Raw genomic sequence first — 24,634 nt, forward strand, 5'->3', positions numbered from 1 at the left:
CAGTATTCATGGTGCGTAGACGATGGATCGCGACGCTAGCACTCGCGGGAATGAATCTGACGCGCCGTCATGGAGGGGGTCGGGTGACGCAGATCATACGTGTACTGAGCGTTGTTGATCCACTCTCTCGGGTAATTCTCATCGTTTCTTTAGGTGAGGATGATATGTCGCCATAACAGTCCAAACTGGACAGTCCCTCGCCGTCGATGTGACGGTGCGTTGGACGCCCTGAGCCGGCGTCACGAATTGATGACCTTTATGACGGGCCGTCATTCCGGGATTGATGATTGACCATCACTTTGCCGCAGGTAGGCTCCCGCCGAAATTGATCATTACTGAAATTGGGGGGCGTGCCGTGCCGGCCGTGCCTGAACTTCCCGTGCCCAGACGGCGGTCAGCCGCCTTCCGGCGCACCAGCACCACCGCCGTGCTGGTGCTCTCCCTACTGGCCGGAGTCGGTCCGGCCCAGGCCGCCGAGTGGAAGCCGAAGGATCCCCGGCGCTGGTCGCCGGGCAAGCTGACGGTGTCCCAGTCGGTGCCTGGCAAGGACGCCGACTCCGGCGCCGGCCCGGCCGCGACGGGTGACCGCGCGCCCAAGTGGCGGCCCACCGAGGTGAACTGGCCGGCCGCCACCGATGCCGAGGTGAACCTCGCGGCCACCGCCCCGGCCGTCCGCGGCTCGCTGTTCGCCGCCTCCGGCGCGTCCTCCTCCGGGCAGGCCGGGAACGCCCCGGTCTGGCTCGAATCACCGGCCGCGGTGGTCGCCCCCGGCGCGCAGCGCCGGTCGGCCGGACCCAAGGCCGGCAAGGCCGAGGTCCGGCTCGCCGACCGGGCGAGCGCCGAGAAGCTCGGTGTCAACGGCCTGCTGCTGACGGTCGGAGCGGGCGAGGGCACCGAGGCCGGTGCCCCGGTCAAGGTCTCGGTGGACGTCTCCCGGATCGCCGGCGCGTACGGCGGTGACTGGATCTCCCGGGCCCGGCTGGTGGCGCTGCCCGAGTGCGCGCTGACCACGCCCGACCGGGCCGAGTGCCGGACCCAGTCGCCGGTCGTGACCGCGGCCGACCCGGGCCGTCCCGGCCTGCTGAGCACCGAGCTCGCGATGCCGGCCGGCGGCCCGGCGACCGCTCCGGCCGGTTCCATGCGGCTGAGCGCGGCGTCCGGCGGCGGTGCCGTGGTGCTGGCGGCCACCGCCGCCCCCGGTGGTGGCGCGGGCAACTACGGCGTCAGCAGCCTGGCTCCGTCGGGCACTTGGAGCGCCGGTGGCAACACCGGTGGCTTCACCTGGTCCTACCCGATCGACGTGCCCGAGGGCCTCGGCGGCTCCAAGCCGAACGTCGGGCTCTCCTACAGCTCCCAGGCGGTCGACGGCCGCACCGCCGCGACCAACAACCAGGCCTCCTGGATCGGCGAGGGCTGGGACTACACCCCGGGCTTCGTCGAGCGCCGGTTCAAGCCCTGCGCCAAGGACGGCCAGACCGGCTCGGGCGAGCAGTGCATCTCCGGCTACAACGCCACCATCTCGCTGAACGGCCGCTCCTCCGTCCTGGTCAAGGACGACAGCACCGGCACCTGGCGGCTGGAGGGTGACGACGCGTCCAAGGTCGAGCTGCTGACCGGCGCCGACAACGGCGACAACAACGGCGAGCACTGGCGGGTCACCACCACCGACGGCACCCAGTACTGGTTCGGGGCCGGCCGCAAGCCGGGCACCCCCACCGCACCGGCCACCAACTCCGCCTGGACCACGCCGGTCTACGGCAACAACGCGGGTGAGGAGTGCAACAAGGCCGCCTTCGCGGACTCGTTCTGCAACCAGGCCTGGCGCTGGAACCTGGACTTCGTGGTCGACGCCAAGGGCGGCGTGATCACCCACTGGTACGACACCGAGACCAACAACTACCGGCGCGGTCTCTCGGCCGCCAACCCGACCGGCACGCTCACCTCGTACGTCCGCGGTGGCACCCTGAACCGGATCACCTACGGCTCCAAGCTGTCCGACCCGGACACCGTGAAGCCGACCGCCCAGGTGCTGTTCGGCACCGCCGAGCGCTGCCTGCCCGACGCCGGCTTCGACTGCGCCCCGGCCAAGCTGACCAAGGCCGACGCGGCCAAGTGGCCCGACGTCCCGTTCGACCAGAACTGCGCCGCCACCGGCACCTGCGAGAACTACTCCGCCACCTTCTGGTCCACCAAGCGGCTCACGAAGATCACCACCCAGGTGCTCAGCGGCGGCTCCTACCTGGACGTGGACTCGTACGACCTCACCCACGAGTTCCCGGACCCGCAGGACCACACCGCCCCGGCGCTCTGGCTGGCCTCCATCACCCACAACGGCCACGACGGCGCCGCCAGGCTCAGCACCCCGCCGGTCACCTTCACCGGCCAGCTGAAGAACAACCGGGTCGACTCCAGCGGCGACAACCGCCCGCCGCTGAACCGCCGCCGGATCGTCGCGATCACCGCCGAGACCGGCCAGGTCACCGACGTCACGTACGCCGAGCCGGACTGCGCGCCGGGCGCCCTGCCCACCGCCCAGGACGGCAACACCAAGCGCTGCTACCCCGTCTACTGGAACCCGGACGAGAAGAGCCCGGTCGACCCGACGCTCGACTGGTTCCACAAGTACGTGGTCTCGGCGGTCACCGAGCGGGACCCGTTCGGCACCTCGCCCGACCAGCTGGTCCGGTACGAGTACGTCGGTGACGCCGCCTGGCACCGCGACGACGACGAGCTGACCGAGGACAAGCGCCGCACCTGGAACCAGTTCCGCGGCTACGAGCAGGTCATCACCCGGACCGGCGCGGCGCCCGACGTGGTCGGCAAGTCCGCCTCCTTCTACCTGCGCGGCATGGACGGCGACGTCAAGGCCGACGGCAGCAAGCGCTCGGTCACCTTCACCGACAGCACCGGAGCCACCGTCAAGGACGGCAACCCGCTGGCCGGTTCGGTCCGGGAGACCCAGGCCTTCGCCGGCGACGGCGGCGCGCTGACCGTCTCCTCGCAGTCCGACCCGTGGCTCTCCCCGGTCACCGCCAGCCACGGCCGGGGCGGCGGCCTGCCGCCGCTGACCGCGCAGATGCTGCGCGGCGGCTCGGCCCGGGACCGCGCGCTGCGCAGTGACGGCGGCTGGCAGACCACCTCCAAGACCGCGACCTTCGACCCCGTCTACGGCATGCCGGTCAGCGTGGTCGACAAGGCCGACGGCCTGTCCGACATCTGCACCACCACCACCTACGCCCGCAACACGGCGGCCTGGATGGTCGACCGGGTGGCCGAGACCGTCCAGATCCAGGGCGGCTGCACCACCCCGACCGAGGCCAACACCCTCGGCCGCAACCGCACCTTCTACGACGGCCAGTCGCACGGCGTGCTGACCGGCCCCGGCCTGGTCACCGGCACCGAGGAACTGGACCGCTTCGAGGGCGGCCAGCCCAAGTACTCGACCGCCTCCACGGTCGGCTACGACGCCTACGGACGGGTCGTCACCAGCACGGACCCGGCCGGTGCCACCACCACGACCGCCTACACCCCGGCCGGGCCCGCCCTGCCGGACACCGTGAAGGTCACCAACGCCAAGGGCTGGGCGACCACCTCGACCTTCCACCCGACCCGGGAGACCGCGGTCAAGACCGTCGATCACAACGGCCGGACCAGCGAGCAGACCCTGGACGCCCTCGGCCGGGTCACCGCGACCTGGCAGCCGGGGCGGGCCAAGGCCACCCAGAGCGCGAACACGGTGCTCGAGTACCAGCTCCGCAACACCGGCACCAGCTCGGTCACCACCAAGACCCTGCGGGCGGACCAGTCCTACCGGGTCGGGATCGAGATCCTGGACGCGTTCGGCCAGACCGTCCAGCAGCAGAGCGACACCGCGAACGGCTCGGCCGGACGCCTCGTCAGCGACACCTTCTACGACACCCTCGGGCGTCCGAAGAAGACCAACAAGGCGTACGGCAACACCGCTTCGGGCCCGACCACCACCCGGTTCGTCGCCGACGACAACATGGTGCCCGGCCAGAGCGCGGTGTTCTACGACGGCCAGGGCCGCCCGGTCACCCAGACCTTCTCCTCGAAGGCGATCGAGCAGTGGCGCGGCACCACGTCCTACCCGGGCGTGGAACGCACCGACACCACCCCGCCCAAGGGGGACATCGCGACCAGCGTCATCACCGACGCCCGCGGCCGCTCGGTCGAGAGGCGCCAGTACAAGACCGGCGCGCCCAACGGCGAGTACGACGCCACCCGGTACGGCTACGACACCGAAGGCAAGCTGACCCAGGTCAAGGACGCCGCAGGCAACGCCTGGACGTACGGCTACGACCTGCACGGCCGGCAGACCAGGGCGGAGGACCCGGACAAGGGCACCACCACCACGACGTACGACGCGGCCGACCGGCCGGTGGCCACCACGGACGCCCGAGGGGTCACCACCTACGTCAGCTACGACATCCTGGGCCGCCCGACCTCCCGCAACCTCGGCGCGGTGGACGGCACCAAGCTGGCCACGTACGACTACGACACCCTGCTCCCGGGCCTGCCCACCGCCAGCACCAGCTGGGTCAACGGCAAGGGCTTCCGGCAGGAGGTCACCGGTTACGACACGCTCTACAACCCGCTCGGCAGCAAGCTCACCGTCCCGGACGGCGAGGGCGCGCTGTCCGGCACCTACACGGCCAGCACCCAGTACGACGCGGTGACCGGCCTGCCCCGCCGGACCACCCTGCCCGCGGCAGGTGGCCTCCCCTCCGAGCGGCTCTCGGTCGGACGGAACGTCAACGGCCTTCCGGTGTCCATGGGTTCGGACAGCGTCGACTACGTCAACTTCACCGACTACGACGAGTTCGGCCGGGTCCAGCGGACCACCTTCGGTGACGTGCCCAAGCAGGTCGCCTTCACCTCCAGCTACGACCCGGCCACCGACCGGGTGCTGCAGACCCAGCTGCAGAAGCAGGACGCGGCGAACCCGGTCGACATCACCGACTACACCTACACCGAGGCCGGCGACGTCACCTCGGTCAGCACCCAGCAGGGCGCCGTCCGTGACACCCAGTGCTTCACGTACGACCACCTGCGCCGACTGACCCAGGCCTGGACCGACACCGGCACCACCACCAGCAAGCCCGGCCCGTCCGTGCCCGGCATCGGCGGCTGCACCAACGCGGCGCCGCAGACCGGCAAGATCGGCGGACCGGCTCCGTACCGGCAGTCCTTCAGCTACGACGTGACGGGCAACCGCACCTCGTTCACCGACCACGACCCGGCCGGTGACCCGCTCAAGGACACCACCACCACCTTCGGCTACCCGGCGCCCGGCCAGCCGAAGCCGCACGCCCCGACCAGCACCACCACGAAGACCGGCAACGGACCCACCGTCACCACCGGCTTCACGTACGACCAGACCGGCAACACCCTCACCAAGCCCGACGCCGCCGGCAACACCCAGACGATGACCTGGACCCCGGACGGCAACCTGGAGAGCGCCAAGACCAGTACGGGAACGTCCACCTACGTCTACGACACGGAGGGCAACCGCCTGCTGCGCCGCGACCCGGGCAGCACCACGCTCTACCTGGGCAGCACCGAGCTGACCCTGAACACCATCGGCAACACGGTCAGCGGCACCCGCTACTACAGCACCGCCGGCGGCCCGACCATCGTCCGCAGCTCGGACGGCCGGCTCGCCTACACCGCCGCCGACCACCACAACACCGGCACCACCTCGGTCGACGCGGCCACCCTCCAGGTGCAGCGCCGGGCCACCAAGCCGTTCGGCGAGGAGCGCGGCGCCCAGCCGACGCCCGGCAGTTGGCTCGGCGAGAAGGGCTTCGTCGGCGGCGCCCAGGACAAGGCCACCGGCCTCACCCACCTCGGCGCCCGCGAGTACGACCCCCGGCTCGGGACCTTCCTGTCGGTCGACCCGGTCATCGACCCGTCCGACCCGCAGCAGCTCCAGGGCTACCTGTACGCCAACAACAGCCCGCTCACCTTCACCGACCCCGACGGCCTGTTCTGGGGCAGCCTCAAGAAGGCCGTCAGCAAGGCCGTCAACACCGTCAAGGACAACTACAAGGCCATCTCCAACATCGGCCACACCGTCCTCGACGTGGCCGGCATGATCCCGGTGATCGGCGAGATCGCCGACGTCGCCAACGGCGTCTGGTACGCCGCCGAGGGCGACTGGAAGAACGCCGCGATGTCCTTCGCGGCCGTCGTCCCGGTGGTCGGCAGCGCCGTCACCGGAGCCCGGGTCGCGGCCAAGGCCGCCAAGTACGTCTCCAAGGCGACCAGCCGCACCAGCAAGGCGACTTCCGCCGCCCGCCGCGGCACCAGCTGGAGCGCGAAGGCCGGCCCGCCGCCGGGCAAGACCAAGGCGAGCGGCGCCAAGTCGGGCTCCTCGGGCGGCAAGTCCGGTGGCAGTAAGGCGAGTGGCAGCAAGGCGAGTGGCGGCAAGTCCGGTTCCAGCGGCAAGGGTTCGTCCGGTGCCGGCGGTCGCTCCGCCAACTCGGGCAGCCGCCAGGCCCCGGGGTGCAAGAACAACAGCTTCACCCCGGACACCGAGGTCCTGATGGCCGACGGCACCCGCAAGCCGATCGACCAGGTGACCAACGGCGACCAGGTGCTCGCGTCCGACCCGGCCACCGGCCGGATCGAGGCCAAGGACGTCACCGCCGTCATCACCGGCGAGGGCGACAAGAACCTGGTCGAGATCACCGTGCTCCCGGCCGGGGCCGCGGAACAGCCCGCAGCCGCTGCCCCCCAGGTCGTCACGGCGACCGACAAGCACCCCTTCTGGCTCCCCGAGCAGAAGACCTGGACCGAGGCCGAGCAGCTCCAGCCCGGTCAGTGGCTGGAGACCTCCTCCGGCACCAAGGTTCAGATCGGCAGCATCCGCCGCTTCACCCAGCAGCAGCGTGTTCGGAACCTCACGGTCAGTGACCTGCACACGTACTATGTGCTGGCGGGTGACAGTCCGCTTCTCGTTCACAACTGCAACGTCGGGCTCGGGTACCAGAAGGCGAAGGCCAAGGAGTGGGCCAACAACGAGGGCCTCACCCACTTCATGGACCTGCGCTTCATCGACACCTGGAGCACCGAGGTGAAGAAGGCCATCGACAACCCCAACACGACGATCCACGTGTTCACGGAGCAGTTCGAAGGAGGCTTCGAGGGGATGGCGACCCGGGGCCTCGCGGGCGGATCGGGTGTTCACGCGACCGCGCAGGAGATGTCCTGGCTCGCTCGGGCCGTGATCGGTGAGCGGCGGTCCTGGGATTCGATCCAGTTCTACGACAAGAGTGGAAAGATCGACGTGCCCGAGCCCCTGTGGCACGAAAGCAAGTGGTACACCGCCTGGACCCTGGAGTGGGCCTGATGACGAACCAGGTGAATCCTCCGGGATCGTCCGCGGAGGATCTCCGTCTCCGCCACTACCCGGATCTTGTGCAGAGCGGAGGGCTTCGGCCGGCGATCCTCGTGGTCGCGGGTGCGCACCGGACCGAGCCGGGAGTCCTCGCGGAGGGCCCGATGCCGTCGGCCTCCCAGTGGAGCGTGGCGGAGTTCGCGTCACCACGGGGAGCCATGCGGGTCAACCTCGGCCATGGCGTCCGCAGGTTCGCCGTCACCCTGGACGGCCACGGGCATGTCTGGGCGAGCGGTAGCACGTCCGACCTGTCCGAGGTGGTCGAGGTGCTGGTGTCGTGGCAGCACGGGGTCAAGCTGAGGGAACTCGCAGCGAGGTTCCCCTTCATGGAGTTCGACCGGCTGAGCCAGGCCTACGAGGACGGCAACGTCGTCGAGGTGCAGTGGGACATCGTCATCGGCGACGACGATTTCCTCCTGTACCGGGAACTGCTTCTGGCCCTGCGGGAGAATGCCGGGCTGCGCGAGTTCTTCCCGTACTTCTCGCACTGGACCTTGAGACTGTCGAAGGACCAGGCGGACGCGGGGGCGGCGGAGATCCTGATCCAGCGGGCTGCCGAGGGGGAGGGCTTCGTCCTCTGGTCGTCATCGGCGCTCGACCACAAGCGCGAGTTCCACGGCGTGGGTGAGGTGCTGCGCGCGGCCGCGTCCCTGGCCGACGAACTGTAGAAACCGCCGAGGGACGCTCGGGCGAGCCGCCACCGACATTCGTGTCGGTGGCGGCTCGCGTCGAGGCGTCGGAAGGGTTCCACATCGGTTGGCTCGAGCGGAGGAGAGGAAGCCGTGCTTCAGCAGGTTCCCGTGGTGCTCGACGACTACCGGGACATCGAGGGGTTCGACCCGGAGGGTTTCCCGGAGGCCGGGAACTTCGAGGTCGAGCTGTTCGACGACCCTGAGGTCGACGGCCTCTCGCTCCGATTCGTGGACCGCCTGCTGGGCGTCGGTGTGGCGTTTCCCTGGTGGGACCGGTTGGAGGAGTGGAGTGAGGCTGATGTTCCTACTGGAACGATCAGTGAACCCTTCGCCGATCTGGAGCAGGGGTGGCGAATTCTGATCTGGGAGCACCAGGGGTTCGTCTTCGTCATGGAAGGTGACGACGGCGTCTTCCACACCTGGATTCGGATTCCCGTGGCGGTCTGGTCCGCGGCATGGCGATCCCGGCTGGGCCGTCCCTGACGTTCCGCCGAAGCCGGGTCTGCGCGAAGTTCCCGCGTCGTCGTCCGCCTCTTCCCGGGCGCGGGCATCCGCGTCACCACCGGCGGGCCACCAGGCGGGCCGGGACCATGAGTGTTCTGGGCGGAGCCTGGGAGGCGGCTGGGAGTGCGGCGGGGTGCCACCAGGGGAGCGGGAGGTGGGGGCGTGTAGGAGGTGGGGAGCCCTTGGTGAATCTCCCAGCCAGTTCCCAGGTGGGCCACAGGGGTTGGAAAGCGCCGGGGGGCAGGGTGAGGTGCCATGAAGGTGCTTCCTCGACGGCGGGCCGCCGTCCTCGTGAACTCCGCGCTGGTGGTGGCTCTGGCGGCGGGCATGGCGGTGGCGTACTCCACCGTCGGTAGTGACAGCGGGGTGGCGGCGAGCAAGCCGCAGACCCGTACGGCCACCGTCACCAAGGGGACGGTGCTGGCCACCGTGTCCGGATCGGGCACCCTGTCGTCGCCCAGTGACGCGGGCCAGGACTTCGTCACCGGCGGGAAGGTGACGGCCGTGAAGGTGGCCGTCGGTGACGTGGTGAAGAAGGGCGACGTGCTGGCCACGGTGGCGACCACCGACGCCCAGCAGCAGGTGGACGCGGCCCAGCGCGCGCTCACCACCGCCAACGCCAACCTCACCAAGGCGGAGGCGGGCCAGAAGGTCACCACCACCACGCCGGGCAAGACCGACGAGCGCGGTCAGCAGTCCCAGCCGACCACCACGACCACCACGACGGTGGACGACGCCCAGGTGGCCCAGGCCGAGCAGCAGGTGGAGACGGCGCAGACCCAACTGACCAACGCCAAGGCCGCGTTGGCCGGGACCACGCTGACCGCCTCGACCGACGGCACGGTGGCCTCGGTGGCCGGCAAGGTCGGCGACACCGTCTCCGGCACGGGCGGCAGCGGCGGCAGCGGCGGCAGCTCCGGCAGCGGCAGCAGCGGCACCAAGAGCACCGGGACGGGCACCAGCACCAGCAGCTCGCTCAGCGGGTTCGTGGTGCTGACCAACCCGGCCGGCATGCGGGTCACCGCGAACTTCTCCGAGCTGGACTCGCTCAAGGTGCGGAAGGACGCGGCCGCCACCGTCACGCTGAACGCGCAGTCCGACACCAAGCTCAACGCCAAGGTGCTGAGCGTGAGTTCGCTGCCGAACGGCAGCAGCGGGACCGGCCAGGGCAGCAGCGCGGTGCAGTACGCGGCCGTGCTGGAGATCACCGGCGACACCAGCAAGCTGCGCACCGGCCTCAGCGCCACCATCTCGGTGGTCACCGGTGAGGCGCAGAACGCCCTCTCGGTGCCGAGCGCCGCGCTCTCCGGCACCGGCTCGTCCCGGACCGCGACGGTGGTGAAGGACGACGGCTCGACCGAGCGGGTCCAGGTCACCGTCGGCGTCGAGGGCGACTCCACCGTGCAGGTGACGGAGGGTCTGACCGAGGGCGAGAAGGTGCAGTTGGTGAGCACCACGGTCAGCGGCGGCAACGGCTTCCCGAGCGGACAGTTCCCCGGCCTCAGTGGCGGTGGCGGCGCCGCAGGTGGCTTCGGCGGTGGCACCCGCAACGGCGGTACGGGCGGCGGGCGTTGATCGTGGCAGGCCGGAGCGTGACGGCCCGTCCGGTGATCCAGCTCCGGAACGTGGTGAAGCGGTACGGCAGCGGCGACGCCACGGTGTACGCGCTGCGCGGCCCGGACGGCCCCGACGGGCAGCCGCTCGGGGTGAGCCTGGACATCGCGGAGGGCGACTTCGTCGCGGTGATGGGCAGTTCGGGCTCCGGCAAGTCGACCCTGATGAACATCCTGGGCTGCCTGGACGTGCCCACGTCCGGCCGCTACCTGCTGGATGGCACCGACGTGGGCCACCTGGACGAGGGTCAGCTCTCGCTGGTGCGCAACCGCCGGATCGGCTTCGTCTTCCAGTCCTTCAACCTGGTGCCGCGCACCACCGCGCTGGCCCAGGTGGAGCTTCCGCTGGCCTACGCGGGGGTGCGCAAGGCGGAGCGCCGCAGCCGCGCGCTGGCCGCGCTGGAGCGGGTCGGTCTGGCCGACCGGGCCGGGCACAAGCCGAACGAGCTCTCCGGCGGTCAGCAGCAACGCGTCGCGGTGGCGCGGGCGTTGGTGACGGCCCCGGCCATGCTGCTGGCCGACGAGCCGACCGGGAACCTGGACAGCCGCTCCACCGAGGAGGTGCTCGGCATCATCGAGGGCCTCAACCGGGCCGGCCGCACGGTGGTGCTGATCACCCACGAGGACGAGGTGGCGGCCCGGGCCGGCCGGGTGATCCGGCTGGTGGACGGGGCGGTCGTCTCGGACGTCCGGCAGCACGAGGAGGTGGCGGTGTGATCGTCTGGCAGATGGTGCGGTTCGCGTTCGGCGGGCTGGCGGCCAACAAGGTGCGCTCGGCGCTCACCATGCTCGGGGTGCTGATCGGCGTCGCGGCGGTGATCCTGCTGCTCGCGGTGGGCAACGGCTCCTCGGTCGCCGTGAAGAACTCGATCACGGCACTGGGCACCAACTCGCTGACCGTGAGCGCCTCCAACCTGCGCGGCTCCACCACGGCGGCCAAGCCGCTCACGGTGAACGACGCCAAGGCGATCGCCCAGGACGGGGCGGCCTCGGTGAAGTCGGTCGCCCCGGTGGTGACCACCTCGGCCGCCGCGAGCTACGGGGACGTCTCGCACACCCCGGGTTCGGTGGTCGGGACCTACCCGGCGTACTTCGAGACCGCCAACCAGAAGGTGGAGAAGGGCGACTACTTCTCCAACGACGACGTGCTCAACTCCCGCAAGGTGGTGGTGATCGGCTCCACCACGGCCAGCCAGCTGTTCGCGCAGGAGGACCCGGTCGGCAAGCGGATCGTGATCGGCGGGACCCCGTTCACGGTGACCGGCGTGCTGAAGACCAAGGGTGCCAGCGGCTTCAACGACCCGGACGACGTGGTGATCGCCCCGCTGCCCACCGTGCAGAACGCCTTCACCGGCTTCGGTTCGGTCAACCAGATCCTGGTGCAGGCGAGTTCGGCCGAGAGCACCACCGAGGCGCAGGCCGAGGTGAGCCGGGTGCTGCTGGCCTCGCACGCCATCGCGGACCCGTCGAAGGCCGACTTCCGGATCTCCAACCAGGCCTCGCTGCTGACCGCCCGGGAGTCCACCACCAAGACCTTCACCGTGCTGCTCGGCGCGGTGGCCGCGATCTCGCTGCTGGTCGGCGGGATCGGGATCACCAACATCATGCTGGTGACCGTCACCGAGCGGACCAGGGAGATCGGCATCCGCAAGGCGCTCGGCGCGCCCCGGGCGGCCATCCTCGGACAGTTCCTCACCGAGTCCACCCTGCTCTCGGTGCTGGGCGCCGGGCTCGGCGTGGTGGCCGGACTGGTCGGTGCCCGCTTCACCATCGTCGGGATCACGCCCGTGGTGATCCCCGAGTCGGTGCTCGGCGCCTTCGGCATCGCGGTCGCGATCGGGCTGTTCTTCGGCAGCTACCCCGCCAACCGGGCCGCCGGGCTGCGCCCGATCGAAGCCCTCCGACACGAATAGGAATCCGATGAGCACTCCACAGAACGGCCCGGCGCAGGAGACCGACCCGCTGGCCTCCCCGCCGGACGCCCGGGACATCGCGGCCGAGCTGGCCGCCCCGCCCCGGCGCAAGCTGCCCTGGCCGACCCTGGTGCTGGCCGCCGCGGTGGTGGCCACCCTGGGCTTCGTCGGCGGGGTCCAGTACCAGAAGGGCGAGGGCGGCGGCGGCAACAGCGCCCAGGGCCCGCGGGCCGGGGCGAACCAGGGCCAGTTCCCGGGCGGGTACGGCGGCGCCAACCGGCGGGCCGGCGGCCAGAACGGTCAGAACGGACAGAACGGGCAGGGCCTGCCCAACGGCCAGGGCCTCCCCAACGGCCAGGGCGGTTTCACCCGCGGCACCGTGAAGCAGGTGGACGGCAACACCGTCTACCTCACCGACGCCAACGGGAACACCGTGAAGGTCACCACCACCGACGCCACCAAGGTGCAGCTCGCCAAGCAGGGCAAGGCCTCCGACCTGACCCCCGGTCAGTCGGTGACCGTGGTCGGCACCCCGGACGGCTCCGGCGGCTACGCCGCCACCCAGCTCACCGAGGGCGCGGCCGGAGGTTTCCCGGGCGGCTTCGGCGGTGGCCGCGCGGGTGGGCAGACCGCTGGGCAGACGGGTGGGCAGACGGGTGGACAGGCCGGGGCCCAGCCGGGTCAGGGCACTCCCTGACGGGCCGGGGCAGGCCCTCGGAGCGGGGATGGGACGAAGCTCATCCCCGCTTCATGGAACGCGCGTAGCCTCGCCGGGCTATCGTCCTTCGGAGGACAACCGGGGGACAGGCAGACCGGGAGGCGGATCTACGGTGCAAGGGACAGCGACCAGGACGACGGGCCAGCCGGCCGGCACGACCGGCGGCGAGGCGTACCTGCTGGTGGTGGACGACGAGCCGAACATCCGCGAGCTGCTCTCCGCCTCGCTCCGGTTCTCCGGGTTCCGGGTGGAGTCGGCGGCCAGCGGCGAGGAGGCACTGGCCGCGATCGCGGCCGAGCGCCCCGATCTGGTGGTGCTCGACGTGATGCTGCCGGACCTGGACGGGTTCACGGTGGTGGAGCGGCTGCGCGAGCAGGCGCAGTGGCCGCAGCCGGCCGACCACGTGCCGGTGCTGCTGCTGACCGCCAAGGACGGCACCACCGACAAGGTGCACGGTCTGGCGGCGGGGGCCGACGACTACGTCACCAAGCCCTTCAGCCTGGAGGAGCTGATCGCCCGGATCCGGGCGATCCTGCGCCGGGCCGGCGGTCCGACCGAGGACGGCCGGCTGACGGTCGCCGACCTGACGCTGGATCCGACCGCGCACGAGGTGACCCGGGGCGGGGAGGCCGTCGGCCTCTCCCCCACCGAGTTCAAGCTGCTGCACTACCTGATGGCCAACGTGGGCCGGGTGGTCTCCAAGGCGCAGATCCTGGACCACGTCTGGGCCTACGACTTCGGCGGCGACCTCTCCATCGTCGAGTCGTACATCTCCTACCTGCGCCGCAAGCTCGACGCCGGCCCGTCGGTGCACGGCCCCAAGCTGATCCACACCGTCCGCGGCATCGGCTACGCCCTGCGCAGGCCCCCGCAGTAGCCGGAGCCGGACCCGCCGTGTTCTCGAAGACCTCGCTCCGCACCCGTCTGCTGGTGCTCGTCCTGCTGCTGGCCGCCGCCGGACTGGCCGTCAGCGACGTCGTCGTGCTCGGCACCGTCCGGGGCAACCTGGTGGGCCGGGCCGACGACCAGCTGAAGCGCTTCGGCGAGCAGGTCTCCCGCCGGCCGCCGGACAAGGTGCTGGACGGCGGCCGCCCGCTGAACGAGCGCCGGGTCGCCCTGGCGCTGCCCAGCCAGTACGTGCTCCGCTACCTGGAGGCGGACGGGCGGGTGCAGTCCGAGAACCGGGTGCCGATGGGGGAGGAGACCAACGGTCCCCGGGTGAACGGCCTCGGCCCGGAGGTGGGGCGGGCCTTCGACGCGCCCGCCCAGCGCGGACACGGCAGTTGGCGGGTGCTGGTGCTGCCGATCGGCAAGAACGCCCTGGCCGCCGCCACCACCCCGGCCGCCGAGACCCCCCGCTACGTGATGGTCTCCATGTCGCTGGACGACGTGGAGGACACCGTCGACCGCCTGCAGGCGGCCTTCCTGGCGATCGGCGCGGTGGTGCTGGTCGCCCTCGCCGGCGTCGGCACCTTCGCGGTCCGGGCCGGGCTGAAGCCGCTCAGCCGGATCGAGCAGGACGCCGAGCTGATCGCCGAGGGCGGGCTCTCGCACCGGATGGCCCAGCCCCCGGGGCGGACCGAGGCGGCCCGGCTGACCGCCGCGCTCAACAGCATGCTCGCCCAGCTGGAGTCCGCCTCGGCCGCCCGGGCCCGCTCCGAGGCGCGGATGCGCCGCTTCGTGGCGGACGCCTCGCACGAGCTGCGCACCCCGCTGGCCGGCATCCGCGGCTTCGCCGAGCTGCACCGGATGGGCGCGCTGCAGGACGTGGACCGGGCGATGGACCGGATCGAGTCGGAGGCCGTCCGGCTGGGCACCCTGGTCGAGGACCTGCTCACGCTGGCCCGGCTGGACGAGGAGCGCCCGCTCGACCTGGCGCCGATGGACCTGCGCACCCTGGCGGCCGACGCCCTGCACGACCTGACCGCGCTGGACCCGGGCCGCCCGGTCACCCTGACCGGCCCGGGCGGCGGCGCCGTCCCGCGCCCCGCCCCGGTGCTCGGGGACGAGGCCAGGCTGCGCCAGGTGATCACCAACCTGGTCGGCAACGCGGCCAAGCACACCCCTTCGGGCACCCCGGTGCGGATCGGCGTGGGCCGGACGGAGGACGGCTGCGTGCTCGAAGTGGCGGACGCCGGACCGGGCATGACCACCGATCAGGCCGAGCGGATCTTCGACCGCTTCTACCGGGTGGACGCCTCCCGGACCCGGCAGGAGGGCGGGGGAGCCGGGCTGGGCCTGGCCATCGCCTTCGCGCTCACCCAGGCCCACCGCGGCGAGCTGACCGTCAGCTCGGCCCCCGGTGAGGGCGCGGTCTTCCGCCTCTGCCTGCCCGCCGTCTGACCCTTCCTCAGCCCGGTCCGCCGGTGTGACGGCGACCACGCACCCCCGGTGTTCGAACCGTTCTAAGCATGGGGGATACTCCCCTTGTGAACGTGTTCACGTTCACAAGCGGGCAAGCTTTGCCGGTTTTCCTGGGACGACCTGGTAAAAGTTCTTTTTGTCCGTTATGTGAGCATCGGTCAGGAAGAAGGCGAAGTGGACCTAGCAGTCGCTCACGAGACCGTCGCGCGGTGGCAGTTCGGTGTGACCACCGTCTACCACTTCCTCTTCGTGCCGCTGACGATCAGTCTGGCCGCCCTGGTGGCCGGTCTGGAGACCGCCTGGGTGCGGACCGGCAAGGAGAAGTACTTCCACGCCACCAAGTTCTGGGGAAAGCTCTTCCTCATCAACATCGCCATGGGCGTGGTCACCGGCATCGTCCAGGAGTTCCAGTTCGGGATGAACTGGTCGGACTACTCCCGCTTCGTCGGTGACGTGTTCGGCGCCCCGCTGGCGATGGAGGCGCTCATCGCCTTCTTCTTCGAGTCCACCTTCATCGGCCTGTGGATCTTCGGCTGGGACAAGCTGCCCAAGAAGATCCACTGCGCCTGCATGTGGATGGTGGCCCTCGGCACCGTGCTCTCCGCCTACTTCATCCTGGCCGCCAACTCCTGGATGCAGCACCCGGTCGGCTACGCGATCGACCCGGTCACCGGGAAGGCCCAGCTCACCGACATCGCCCGGGTGCTGTTCCAGGACACCACCGTGGTGGTGGTCCTGCACACCCTCACCGCGGCCTTCCTGACCGGCGCCGCCTTCATGGTCGGCATCTCCTCGTACCACCTCTGGAAGGCCAAGCGGTCGGGCGAGAACGACCCCAAGAAGACCGCCGTGATGCGCACCTCGCTGCGGCTCGCCCTGGTGGTCGCCGTGGTCGCGGGCCTCGGCACCGCGCTCAGCGGCGACAGCCTGGCCAAGGTGATGTTCCGTCAGCAGCCGATGAAGATGGCCTCGGCCGAGGCGCTCTGGGACACCGAGGCGCCCGCCCCGTTCTCGATCTTCGCGGTCGGCGACGTCAACGAGGGCCACAACAGCGTCGCGCTGGAGATCCCGGCCATACTGTCCTTCCTCGCCAACAGCGACTTCACCTCGGCCGTCCCCGGCATCAACGAGACCGCCGCGAGCGAGGCCGCCAAGTACGGCGGCCAGCCGCAGGACTACATCCCGAACATCTTCGTCACCTACTGGGGCTTCCGCCTCATGATCGGCTTCGGGATGACCTCCTTCGTGGCCGCGCTGATCGGCCTCTGGACCACCCGGAAGAAGTTCTTCCTGGACCGGGCGTACCGGACCGGGGACGAGGAACCGCCGCGCCTGATGCTCTGGAAGAACAAGGAGCTGGGCCCCTTCCTCACCAAGTGGAGCTGGCGGATCGGCATCTTCACCATGGGCTTCCCGCTGCTGGCCAACAGCTTCGGCTGGATCTTCACCGAGATGGGCCGTCAGCCCTGGGCCGTCTTCGGCCTGATGACCACCGCCGACGCCGTCTCCCCCAACGTCAGCGTCACCATGCAGGTGGTCGCGCTCACCACCTTCACCACCCTCTACGCGATCCTCGCGGTGATCGAGGTGAAGCTGCTGGCCAAGTACGCCAAGGCCGGCCCGGTGACCGGCGAGGAACCGCCGGCCAAGGACCCCACGCTGCGCGGCGGGGACCCCGAGGACGCCGACAAGCCGCTCGCCTTCGCCTACTGATTCGCTGACTGGGGATCTCGGATGCAACTCCACGACGTCTGGTTCGTGCTGATCGCCGTGCTGTGGATCGGCTACTTCTTCCTGGAAGGCTTCGACTTCGGCATCGGCGTCCTGACCAGGCTGCTGGCCAAGGACCGGACCGAGCGCCGGGTCCTGATCAACACCATCGGCCCGGTCTGGGACGGCAACGAGGTCTGGCTGCTCACCGCCGGCGGCGCCACCTTCGCGGCCTTCCCCGACTGGTACGCCACCCTGTTCAGCGGCTTCTACCTGCCGCTGCTGATCATCCTGGTCTGCCTGATCGTGCGCGGCGTGGCCTTCGAGTACCGGGTCAAGCGGGACGGCGAGCGCTGGCAGCGGAACTGGGAGCAGGCCATCTTCTGGACCTCCCTGATCCCGGCCTTCCTCTGGGGCGTGGCCTTCGCCAACATCGTGCAGGGCGTGGACATCGACGCCGAGAAGAACTACGTGGGCGGGTTCTGGGACCTGCTCAACCCGTACGCCGTCCTCGGCGGCCTGGTCACCCTGGTGCTCTTCACCTTCCACGGCGCGGTCTTCGCCTCGCTCAAGACCCTCGGCGACATCCGGGACCGGGCCCGCGGCCTGGCCCTCCAACTCGGGCTGCTCACCGCCGTGCTGGCGCTGGTCTTCCTGATCTGGACCCAGGCCGACGGCGGCAACGGGTGGAGCCTGGGCGCCATGGTGATCGCGGTGGTGGCCCTGGTCGGCTCGCTGGCGGCGATCCGGATCGGGCGCGAGGGCTGGTCGTTCGCGCTCTCCGGCGTCACCATCGCGGCCGCGGTGGCCATGCTCTTCCTGGCGCTCTTCCCGGACGTGATGCCCTCCACCCTGGACCCGGCGTACTCGCTCACCGTGGAGAACGCGGCCTCCTCGCCGTACACCCTGAAGCTGATGACCGTCGTGGCGGCGGTCTTCACCCCGCTGGTGCTGCTCTACCAGGGCTGGACCTACTGGGTGTTCCGCAAGCGGATCGGCACCCAGCACATCCCCACCGCCGCGCACTGACGTACCGCCCCCCAGGAGGGCCGAGCCATGCCGAAGGACCGCCGAGGGCCCGTCGATCCCCGACTGCTCCGGGAGGCCCGGGCCACCCGGGTCTTCCTGGCCGGGTCGGTGCTGCTCGGCGGGGCTGGCGCCCTCCTGACGGTGGCCCAGGCGAGCCTGATCGCCGAGATCGTGGTGCGGGCCTTCCAGCGGGGGGAGTACGGGCTCACCACCCCGCTCCTCCTGCTGGCGGCCACCGCCCTGGGCCGGGCGCTGGTCGCCTGGCTCACCGAGCTGACCGCCCACCGCTCGGTGGCCCGGGTCAAGTCCGAGCTGCGGCGGCGGCTGCTGGAGCACGCCACCGCGCTCGGCCCGGCCCACCTCTCCACCCGGCGCACCGGTGAGCTGGCCACCCTGGCCACCCGGGGGATCGACGCGCTGGACGACTACTTCGCCCGCTACCTCCCGCAGTTGGCGCTGGCCGTGGTGGTGCCGGCCGTGGTGCTGCTGCGGATCCTCGGCGCCGACCTGACCTCGGCCGCGATCATCGCCGGGACCCTGCCGCTGATCCCGCTCTTCATGGTGCTGATCGGGATGGCCACCCAGAGCCGGATGGACCGTCAGTGGGCCTCGCTGGCCCGGCTGGGCCACCACTTCCTGGACGTGGTGGCCGGGCTCCCCACCCTCAAGGTCTTCAACCGGGCCAAGGCCCAGGCCGAGACCGTCCGCCGGATCACCGACGAGCACCGCCGGGCCACCCTGCGGACCCTGCGGATCGCCTTCGTCTCCTCCTTCGCGCTGGAGCTGCTGGCCACCCTCTCGGTCGCGCTGGTCGCGGTCGGCATCGGCTTCCGGCTGGTGAACGGGTCGATGCCGCTGGAGACCGGCCTGCTGGTGCTGGTGCTCGCTCCCGAGGTCTACTTCCCGATCCGCCAGGTCGGCGCGCTCTACCACTCCAGCGTGGAGGGGCTGAGCGCGGCCGACGAGGTCTTCGAGGTGCTGGAGACCCCGCTGCCGGCCGACGGCACCCGGCCCGCCCCCGACCTGCGGACCTCGGTGGTCTCGGTGGACGGACTGACCGTCGGGGACCGGCTGGCACCGGTCTCGCTGGCACTGGAGCCCGGCACCGTGACCGCCCTCACCGGGCCGAGCGGGGCGGGCAAGTCCACCCTGCTGGCCGCGCTGCTCGGCTTCGTGCCGGCCGACGGCGGCACCGTCCGGGTGGACGGCGTGCCGCTGGCCGAGCTGGACCGGGCGAGCTGGCACGCGCAGATCGCCTGGGTGCCGCAGCACCCGTACCTGTTCGCCGGGACGGTCGCCGACAACCTCCGGCTGGCCCGCCCCGACGCCACCGACGCCCAGCTGCGGGCGGCCCTGGCGGCCGCGTACGCCGCCGACTTCGCCACCCCCGAGCTGGTCCTCGGCGAGCAGGGCGCCGGCCTCTCGGCCGGCCAGCGCCAGCGGCTGGCCCTGGCCCGCGCCCTGCTGACGGACCGTCCGCTCCTCCTCCTGGACGAGCCCACCGCCAACCTCGACGGCGCCGGCGAACAGGCCGTGGTCGACGCCCTCGCCGCCCTCCCGGCCACCGGCCGCACCGTCCTCTTCGTCGCCCACCGCCCCGCCCTGCTGGCCATCGCCGACCGTCACCACCACCTGACGGCGGCTCAGCCGGCCGCGGCGGACGTGGCGGCGGCTGTGCCGGGCCCGGGTGCTCGGGCCGAGGGGGCGCCGGGCGTGGCTGCGCGTGCTTCGGCTGCGCCGGGCCTCGCCGCCGCGACGCAGGCCGCGCTGGGCGAGGACGCGGATGGGCTCGTGGGCGAGGCAGCGGAGGCGCCGGCCCGCCCGGGCGGGTCTCCGTCAGTCCCCGTCCAGACCTCCGCCGACGGCGCTGCGTCCGTTCCGGAGCGGGACCGGGCTCGGCCGGGCGGGCCTGCGTCGGTCGCGGCCCCGGCCCCGCCGGCTTGCGCCGGCTCCGCCGTGCCCGCCCCGGCTCCGCCGGGCTCTGCGGCGGCGGCCGGCCCGGGCGTTGTTTCACGTGAAACCGGGACCGGGCCGGAGGCCGACCCACGGCGGACCGCTGCCGTGCGGCCCCGGCTCACCCTGGCCACCGTGCTCGGGAGCCTCGCCCTCGGGTGTGCCGTGGCGCTGATGGCGACCTCGGGGTGGCTGATCTCGTACGCCTCCGAGATGCCGCCGGTGCTCTATCTGATGATGGCCGTCACCTCCGTCCGGGCCTTCGGCATCGGCCGGTCCGTCTTCCGCTACGCCGAGCGGCTGGTCTCGCACGACGCGGTGCTCCGCGCCCTCGGCGCGGTCCGCACCACCGTCTACCGCCGTCTGGAGCGGCTGGCCCCGACCGGCCTGCCGGCCTTCCGCCGGGGCGACCTGCTGTCCCGGCTGGTGGCCGACGTGGACGCCGTCCAGGACCACCACCTCCGTTGGCGCCTGCCCGCCGCCGTCGCCGCCACCGTCTCGGTCCTCGCCTCCGTCGGCCTGGGCCTCTTCCTCCCCGCCGCAGGCCTCCTGCTGGCCGCGGGGCTGCTGCTGGCCGGGGTCGCCGTCCCGGCCCTCGCGGCGCGGCTCTCGGCCCGGACGGAGCGTCAGCAGGCCCCGGCCCGGGGCGAGCTGGCCACCGCCGTGGTGGACACCCTGACCGGGACCGCCGAGCTCACCGTGGCCGGTGCGCTGCCGGCCCGGCTGGCGGTGGCCCGCGAGGCCGACCGGCGGCTGACCGCGCTGGCGGCCGGCTCGGCCGCCGCGCTCGCCCTGGGCAGCGGCCTGATCGCCGCCGTGACCGGCCTGACCGTGGCGGCGGCCGCCGCCCTGGGCGTGCACGCGGTCTCCACCGGTGCGCTGGCGGGCGTCTGCCTGGCCCTGGTGGTGCTCACCCCGCTGGCCGCCTTCGAGGCCGTCTCCGGGATGCCGCTCGCCGTCCTGGCACGGGCCCGCAGCCGGGGCGCCGCCGCCCGGCTGGACGAGCTGCTGGCCGCCGAGCCGCCGGTGGTCGAGCCCGCCGACCCGGTGGCCCCGGCCGAGCCGGGCTCCCGGGTGACGGTCCGCGGCCTGACGGTCCGTTGGCCGGGCCGGACCGAGCCGGCCCTGGAGGGCGTCGACCTGGACCTGGCGCCCGGCCGCCGGGTGGCCGTGGTGGGCCCGTCCGGCTCCGGCAAGACCACCCTGGCGCTGGCGCTGCTGCGCTTCCTGGAGCCGGAGGCCGGGCGGATCGCGCTGCACTGTCCACAGCCTGTGGACACCCGGCGGATGGACTCCGACGACGTCCGCCGCTCGATCGGCCTGTGCGCCCAGGACGCCCACCTCTTCGACAGCTCGCTGCGCGAGAACCTCCGGCTGGCCCGCCCCGGCGCCACCGACGGGGAGCTGCGCGCGGCCCTCGCCGGGGCCCGGCTGCTGGACTGGACCGAGGGCCTCCCGGACGGCCTGGACACCATGGTCGGCGAGCACGGCGCCCGGCTCTCCGGCGGCCAGCGCCAGCGCCTGGCACTTGCCAGGGCGCTGCTCGCCGGGTTCCCGGTGCTGGTGCTGGACGAGCCCGCGGAGCACCTGGACCTCCCCACCGCCGACGCGCTCACCGCCGACCTGCTGGCCGCCACCACCGACCGGGCCACCCTGCTGATCACCCACCGGCTGGCCGGGCTGGACGGGGTCGACGAGATCCTGGTGCTGGAGGGCGGCCGGGTCGTCGAGCGCGGCGGCTGGCGGGAGCTGACGGCCGATCCGGACGGGCGGCTGACCGCCATGTGGCAGCGGGAGCAGCTGGCCGACGGAGCCCTCGCGTCGATTCCCGAGACCCGCCACGAGCCTGCGCACGGCCCCCTGCAAACCGTCACAAACTAGGCTCAACCCATGGAGACTCCGGAGCAGAGCACCGACCCGACCGCGCACCGCGTGCCCGAGATCGCCTCCCTCGGTCTGGACACGCTGGTCACCGAGGTCTCCGAACGCCTCCAGTCGGCGGCCGCCGTCACGGACCGGATGCAGCGCCTGCTGGAGGCGGTGGTCTCGGTCGGCGCCGGCCTCGACCTGCACGCCACCCTGCAGCGGATCGCCGGTGCGGCCGCCGACCTGGTCGACGCCAGGTACGCCGCCCTCGGCGTGGTCTCCCCGCACAACGACGGGCTCTCCGACTTCATCCACGTCGGCATCGACGACGAGGCCGCCGCCGCGATCGGCGAACTCCCCACCGGGCGCGGCATCCTGGGCGCGCTGATCGACCACCCCGAGTCGCTCCGCCTCGCCGACCTCTCGGCCGACCCGCGCTCGGTCGGCTTCCCGCCGCACCACCCGCCGATGAAGTCCTTCATCGGCGAGCCGATCCGGGTCCGCGGCGAGGTCTTCGGCAACCTCTACCTGGCCGAGAAGAAGTCCACCTCCGGCGCCTTCACCCCCGAGGACGCCCAGGTGGTGCACGCCCTGGCGGCGGCCGCCGGGGTGGCGATCGAGAACTCCCGGCTGTACGAGGAGGGCCGGCGCCGGGAGCGCTGGATCGCCGGCGCCTCGGCCGTCACCACCGCGCTGCTCTCCACCGACCGGGCCCAGGTCGCGCTCACCGTGGCCGCCGAGCAGGTCCGCGAACTGGCCGACGCCGCCCTGGGGATGATCCTGCTGCCGACCGGCGACGGTCAGATGCGGGTGGCGCACGCCTCCGGGGAGAAGGCCGAGTTCGTCCAGGGCGAGCTGCTGCCGCCCAGCAGTTTCGCCGCCGAGCTGCTGCGCGGCGAGAGCGTCTACCTGGACGACATGTCCACCGACCCGACCGTGGTGATCCGGCTGGCCCGCTCCTTCGGCGCCTCGATGGCGGTGCCGATGATCGCGGCCGGGCGGGTGCTCGGCGGTCTCTCGGTCTGGCGCAGCGCCGGGGCCCCGCCGTTCACCGAGTCGGAGAAGCAGCTGGCCGAGGCCTTCGCCTCGCAGTCGGCACTGGCCCTGCGGCTGGCCGAGGGGCAGCGCGACCAGCAGCGCCTCGCGGTCTTCCAGGACCGCGACCGGATCGCCCGGGACCTGCACGACCTGGTGATCCAGCGTCTCTTCGCCACCGGGATGATGCTGGAGGGCGCGGCCCGGCGGGCCCTGGTGCCCGAGGTGAAGACCGGCATCGGCAAGGCGGTGGACGAGCTGGACGCCACCATCCAGGAGGTCCGCACCACCATCTACGCGCTCCAGCACGACGACCACGGCGACGAGCCCGACAACCTGCGCACCCGGGTGCTGCGGGAGGGCAGCCAGGCCGCTGCCGCGCTGGGCTTCAAGCCCTCGATGACCTTCACCGGCCCGGTGGAGAGCCTGGTCGGGGAGAAGACGGGCCGTCAGCTGCTGGCCGCCCTGCGCGAGATGCTCTCCAACGCGGCCCGGCACGCCCGGGCCTCCCGGGTCGGCGTGGAGCTCGACGCCACCGTCCACCTGGACGCGGAGGGCCACCCGCTCTCCGGCGACCCGGAGGCGGCGGAGCGGCCCGGCTGGCCCGGCGTCCTGCTCACCGTCACCGACGACGGCGTGGGCATCCCGGACGGCGGGCGGCGCAGCGGGCTGAAGAACCTCACCCGGCGGGCCGAGGTGCTGGGCGGCGACGCCTGGCACGAGCCCGGCCCGGACGGCCGGGGCACCCGGGTCCGCTGGTCGGCCCGGCTCTGACCGCCCCTCAGGACAGTCCGAGCAGCTCCTCCACCACCCGGGCCACGCCGTCCTCCTCGTTGCTGAGGGTGTGCTCGGCGACGGAGGCCAGCACGTCCGGGTGGGCGTTGGCCACCGCGTAGGAGCGCCCGGCCCAGGCCAGCATCTCCAGGTCGTTCGGCATGTCGCCGAAGGCCACCACCTCACTGCGGTCGATGCCCTGCTCGGCGCACCAACCGGCCAGCGTGGTGGCCTTGGTGACCCCGAGCGCGCTGATCTCCAGCAGTGCCACCGGGGCGGAGCGGGTGATCTCGGCGTACCGGCCGGCCACCGCCCGGGCCTTGTCCAGGAAGACGTCCGGGTCCAGCTCCGGGTGCTTGACCAGCACCTTGAACAGCCCGTCGACCCGGCCCTCGGCCAGCAGCCGCTCGGCCGGGGCGACGGGGTGCTCGTTCTGCGAGTCCCACATGAAGAGCGAGTACTCCGGCTCCCGGGCGAAGCCGCCGGGGAACTCGAAGGCGAAGGCGCTGCCCGGCAGTTCGGCCCGGAGCAGTTCGACCACCCGGAGGGTGTCGGCCGGGGCCAGCGGGAAGGTCCGCAGCAGTTCGCCGCGGTGCACGTCCACCACCGCCCCGCCGTTGGAGCAGATGGCCACCCCGTGGCCGCCGATGTGCGGGCTGACCTGCGCCATCCAGCGCGGCGGCCGGCCGGTCACGAACACCACCCGCACGCCGGCCCGCTCGGCCGAGGCCAGTGCGGCGGCGGTCCGCTCCGAGACCACGCCGCCCGAGCAGAGCAGCGTGCCGTCCAGGTCGGTGGCGATCAGCCGGGGCGGGCGGGGCAGCGGGCGGGAGGAGTCGGTCACCGCTCCATCTTCGCTCACCGCGCCCGCCCCGGCCGCTACCGGGACCACCCGCCCCGGCCGCCACCGGGACCAGAGCCTGTCTGACAATTCCCGCCGGGGGCGGCCCGCCCGGCACGCACGCTCGCCGCACGGCCGAAACGCCCAAGTAGCTCCGCTACGAGGGCGTTCCTGCCGCACGCCGATCGCACGCACCGAACGA

General features: G+C 72.1%; 14 protein-coding genes. 13 read left to right on the forward strand and 1 reads right to left on the reverse strand.

Annotated features, from left to right (window positions below):
* Positions 1-364: 364 nt before the first annotated feature.
* The 13 genes from ACWCYY_RS27540 (at position 365) to ACWCYY_RS27600 (ending at position 23,591) form a co-directional block, all read left to right on the forward strand.
* Positions 365-7,372, forward strand: coding sequence for an RHS repeat-associated core domain-containing protein (locus tag ACWCYY_RS27540; protein WP_449797561.1), 7,008 nt, complete (start codon positions 365-367; stop codon positions 7,370-7,372).
* Complete coding sequence (locus ACWCYY_RS27545; protein ID WP_345290581.1) at positions 7,372-8,088, forward strand: hypothetical protein; 717 nt, start codon at positions 7,372-7,374, stop codon at positions 8,086-8,088. The genes ACWCYY_RS27540 and ACWCYY_RS27545 overlap by 1 nt, the downstream gene beginning before the upstream one ends.
* Before the next feature lie 114 nt (positions 8,089-8,202).
* A complete protein-coding gene (locus tag ACWCYY_RS27550; RefSeq protein ID WP_345290582.1) occupies positions 8,203-8,595 on the forward strand; it encodes a hypothetical protein in 393 nt (130 codons plus the stop codon).
* A 276-nt stretch (positions 8,596-8,871) separates the two neighbouring features.
* On the forward strand, positions 8,872-10,191 hold the full coding sequence (locus ACWCYY_RS27555) for an efflux RND transporter periplasmic adaptor subunit (protein WP_449797562.1): 1,320 nt from the start codon (positions 8,872-8,874) through the stop codon (positions 10,189-10,191).
* Positions 10,192-10,208: 17 nt separating this feature from the next.
* A complete protein-coding gene (locus ACWCYY_RS27560; RefSeq protein ID WP_345290584.1) occupies positions 10,209-10,946 on the forward strand; it encodes an ABC transporter ATP-binding protein in 738 nt (245 codons plus the stop codon).
* The gene (locus ACWCYY_RS27565; RefSeq protein WP_345290585.1) at positions 10,943-12,142 is read left to right on the forward strand and encodes an ABC transporter permease; all 1,200 of its coding nucleotides are present in this window, start codon (positions 10,943-10,945) and stop codon (positions 12,140-12,142) included. Before ACWCYY_RS27560 ends, ACWCYY_RS27565 begins: the two co-directional genes overlap by 4 nt.
* A gap of 7 nt (positions 12,143-12,149) precedes the next feature.
* A complete protein-coding gene (locus ACWCYY_RS27570) occupies positions 12,150-12,839 on the forward strand; it encodes a hypothetical protein (protein ID WP_449797563.1) in 690 nt (229 codons plus the stop codon).
* A gap of 133 nt (positions 12,840-12,972) precedes the next feature.
* On the forward strand, positions 12,973-13,737 hold the full coding sequence (locus ACWCYY_RS27575; protein WP_345290587.1) for a response regulator transcription factor: 765 nt from the start codon (positions 12,973-12,975) through the stop codon (positions 13,735-13,737).
* A 17-nt stretch (positions 13,738-13,754) separates the two neighbouring features.
* Positions 13,755-15,203, forward strand: a complete 1,449-nt coding sequence (locus ACWCYY_RS27580; RefSeq protein ID WP_345290588.1) for a sensor histidine kinase — start codon at positions 13,755-13,757, stop codon at positions 15,201-15,203.
* A 195-nt stretch (positions 15,204-15,398) separates the two neighbouring features.
* The gene (locus ACWCYY_RS27585; protein WP_345290589.1) at positions 15,399-16,937 is read left to right on the forward strand and encodes a cytochrome ubiquinol oxidase subunit I; all 1,539 of its coding nucleotides are present in this window, start codon (positions 15,399-15,401) and stop codon (positions 16,935-16,937) included.
* 21 nt (positions 16,938-16,958) lie between these two features.
* Positions 16,959-17,963 carry a cytochrome d ubiquinol oxidase subunit II gene (cydB, locus tag ACWCYY_RS27590; protein ID WP_449797564.1) on the forward strand — a complete coding sequence of 335 codons (1,005 nt, stop codon included), beginning with the start codon at positions 16,959-16,961 and terminating at the stop codon, positions 17,961-17,963.
* A 27-nt stretch (positions 17,964-17,990) separates the two neighbouring features.
* Positions 17,991-21,797 carry a thiol reductant ABC exporter subunit CydD gene (gene cydD, locus ACWCYY_RS27595; protein ID WP_449797565.1) on the forward strand — a complete coding sequence of 1,269 codons (3,807 nt, stop codon included), beginning with the start codon at positions 17,991-17,993 and terminating at the stop codon, positions 21,795-21,797.
* Between the two features lie 9 nt (positions 21,798-21,806).
* Positions 21,807-23,591 (forward strand): GAF domain-containing sensor histidine kinase, encoded by a 1,785-nt coding sequence (locus ACWCYY_RS27600; protein ID WP_345290592.1) that lies wholly within the window; start codon positions 21,807-21,809, stop codon positions 23,589-23,591.
* Between the two features lie 7 nt (positions 23,592-23,598).
* Here the strand turns inward: ACWCYY_RS27600 and ACWCYY_RS27605 are convergent, their stop codons facing one another.
* The gene (locus tag ACWCYY_RS27605; protein ID WP_345290593.1) at positions 23,599-24,435 is read right to left on the reverse strand and encodes an HAD family hydrolase; all 837 of its coding nucleotides are present in this window, start codon (positions 24,433-24,435) and stop codon (positions 23,599-23,601) included.
* Between the last annotated feature and the right edge of the window lie 199 nt (positions 24,436-24,634).

The sequence above is a fragment of the Kitasatospora sp. NPDC001664 genome (assembly GCF_053596675.1).

Coding starts and splice junctions, on each gene's coding strand:
- cydB (WP_449797564.1), top strand. CDS start 16,959: ATGCAACTCCACGACGTCTGGTTCGTGCTGATCGCCGTGCTGTGGATC.
- cydD (WP_449797565.1), top strand. CDS start 17,991: ATGCCGAAGGACCGCCGAGGGCCCGTCGATCCCCGACTGCTCCGGGAG.
- ACWCYY_RS27570 (WP_449797563.1), top strand. CDS start 12,150: ATGAGCACTCCACAGAACGGCCCGGCGCAGGAGACCGACCCGCTGGCC.
- ACWCYY_RS27600 (WP_345290592.1), top strand. CDS start 21,807: ATGGAGACTCCGGAGCAGAGCACCGACCCGACCGCGCACCGCGTGCCC.
- ACWCYY_RS27555 (WP_449797562.1), top strand. CDS start 8,872: ATGAAGGTGCTTCCTCGACGGCGGGCCGCCGTCCTCGTGAACTCCGCG.
- ACWCYY_RS27545 (WP_345290581.1), top strand. CDS start 7,372: ATGACGAACCAGGTGAATCCTCCGGGATCGTCCGCGGAGGATCTCCGT.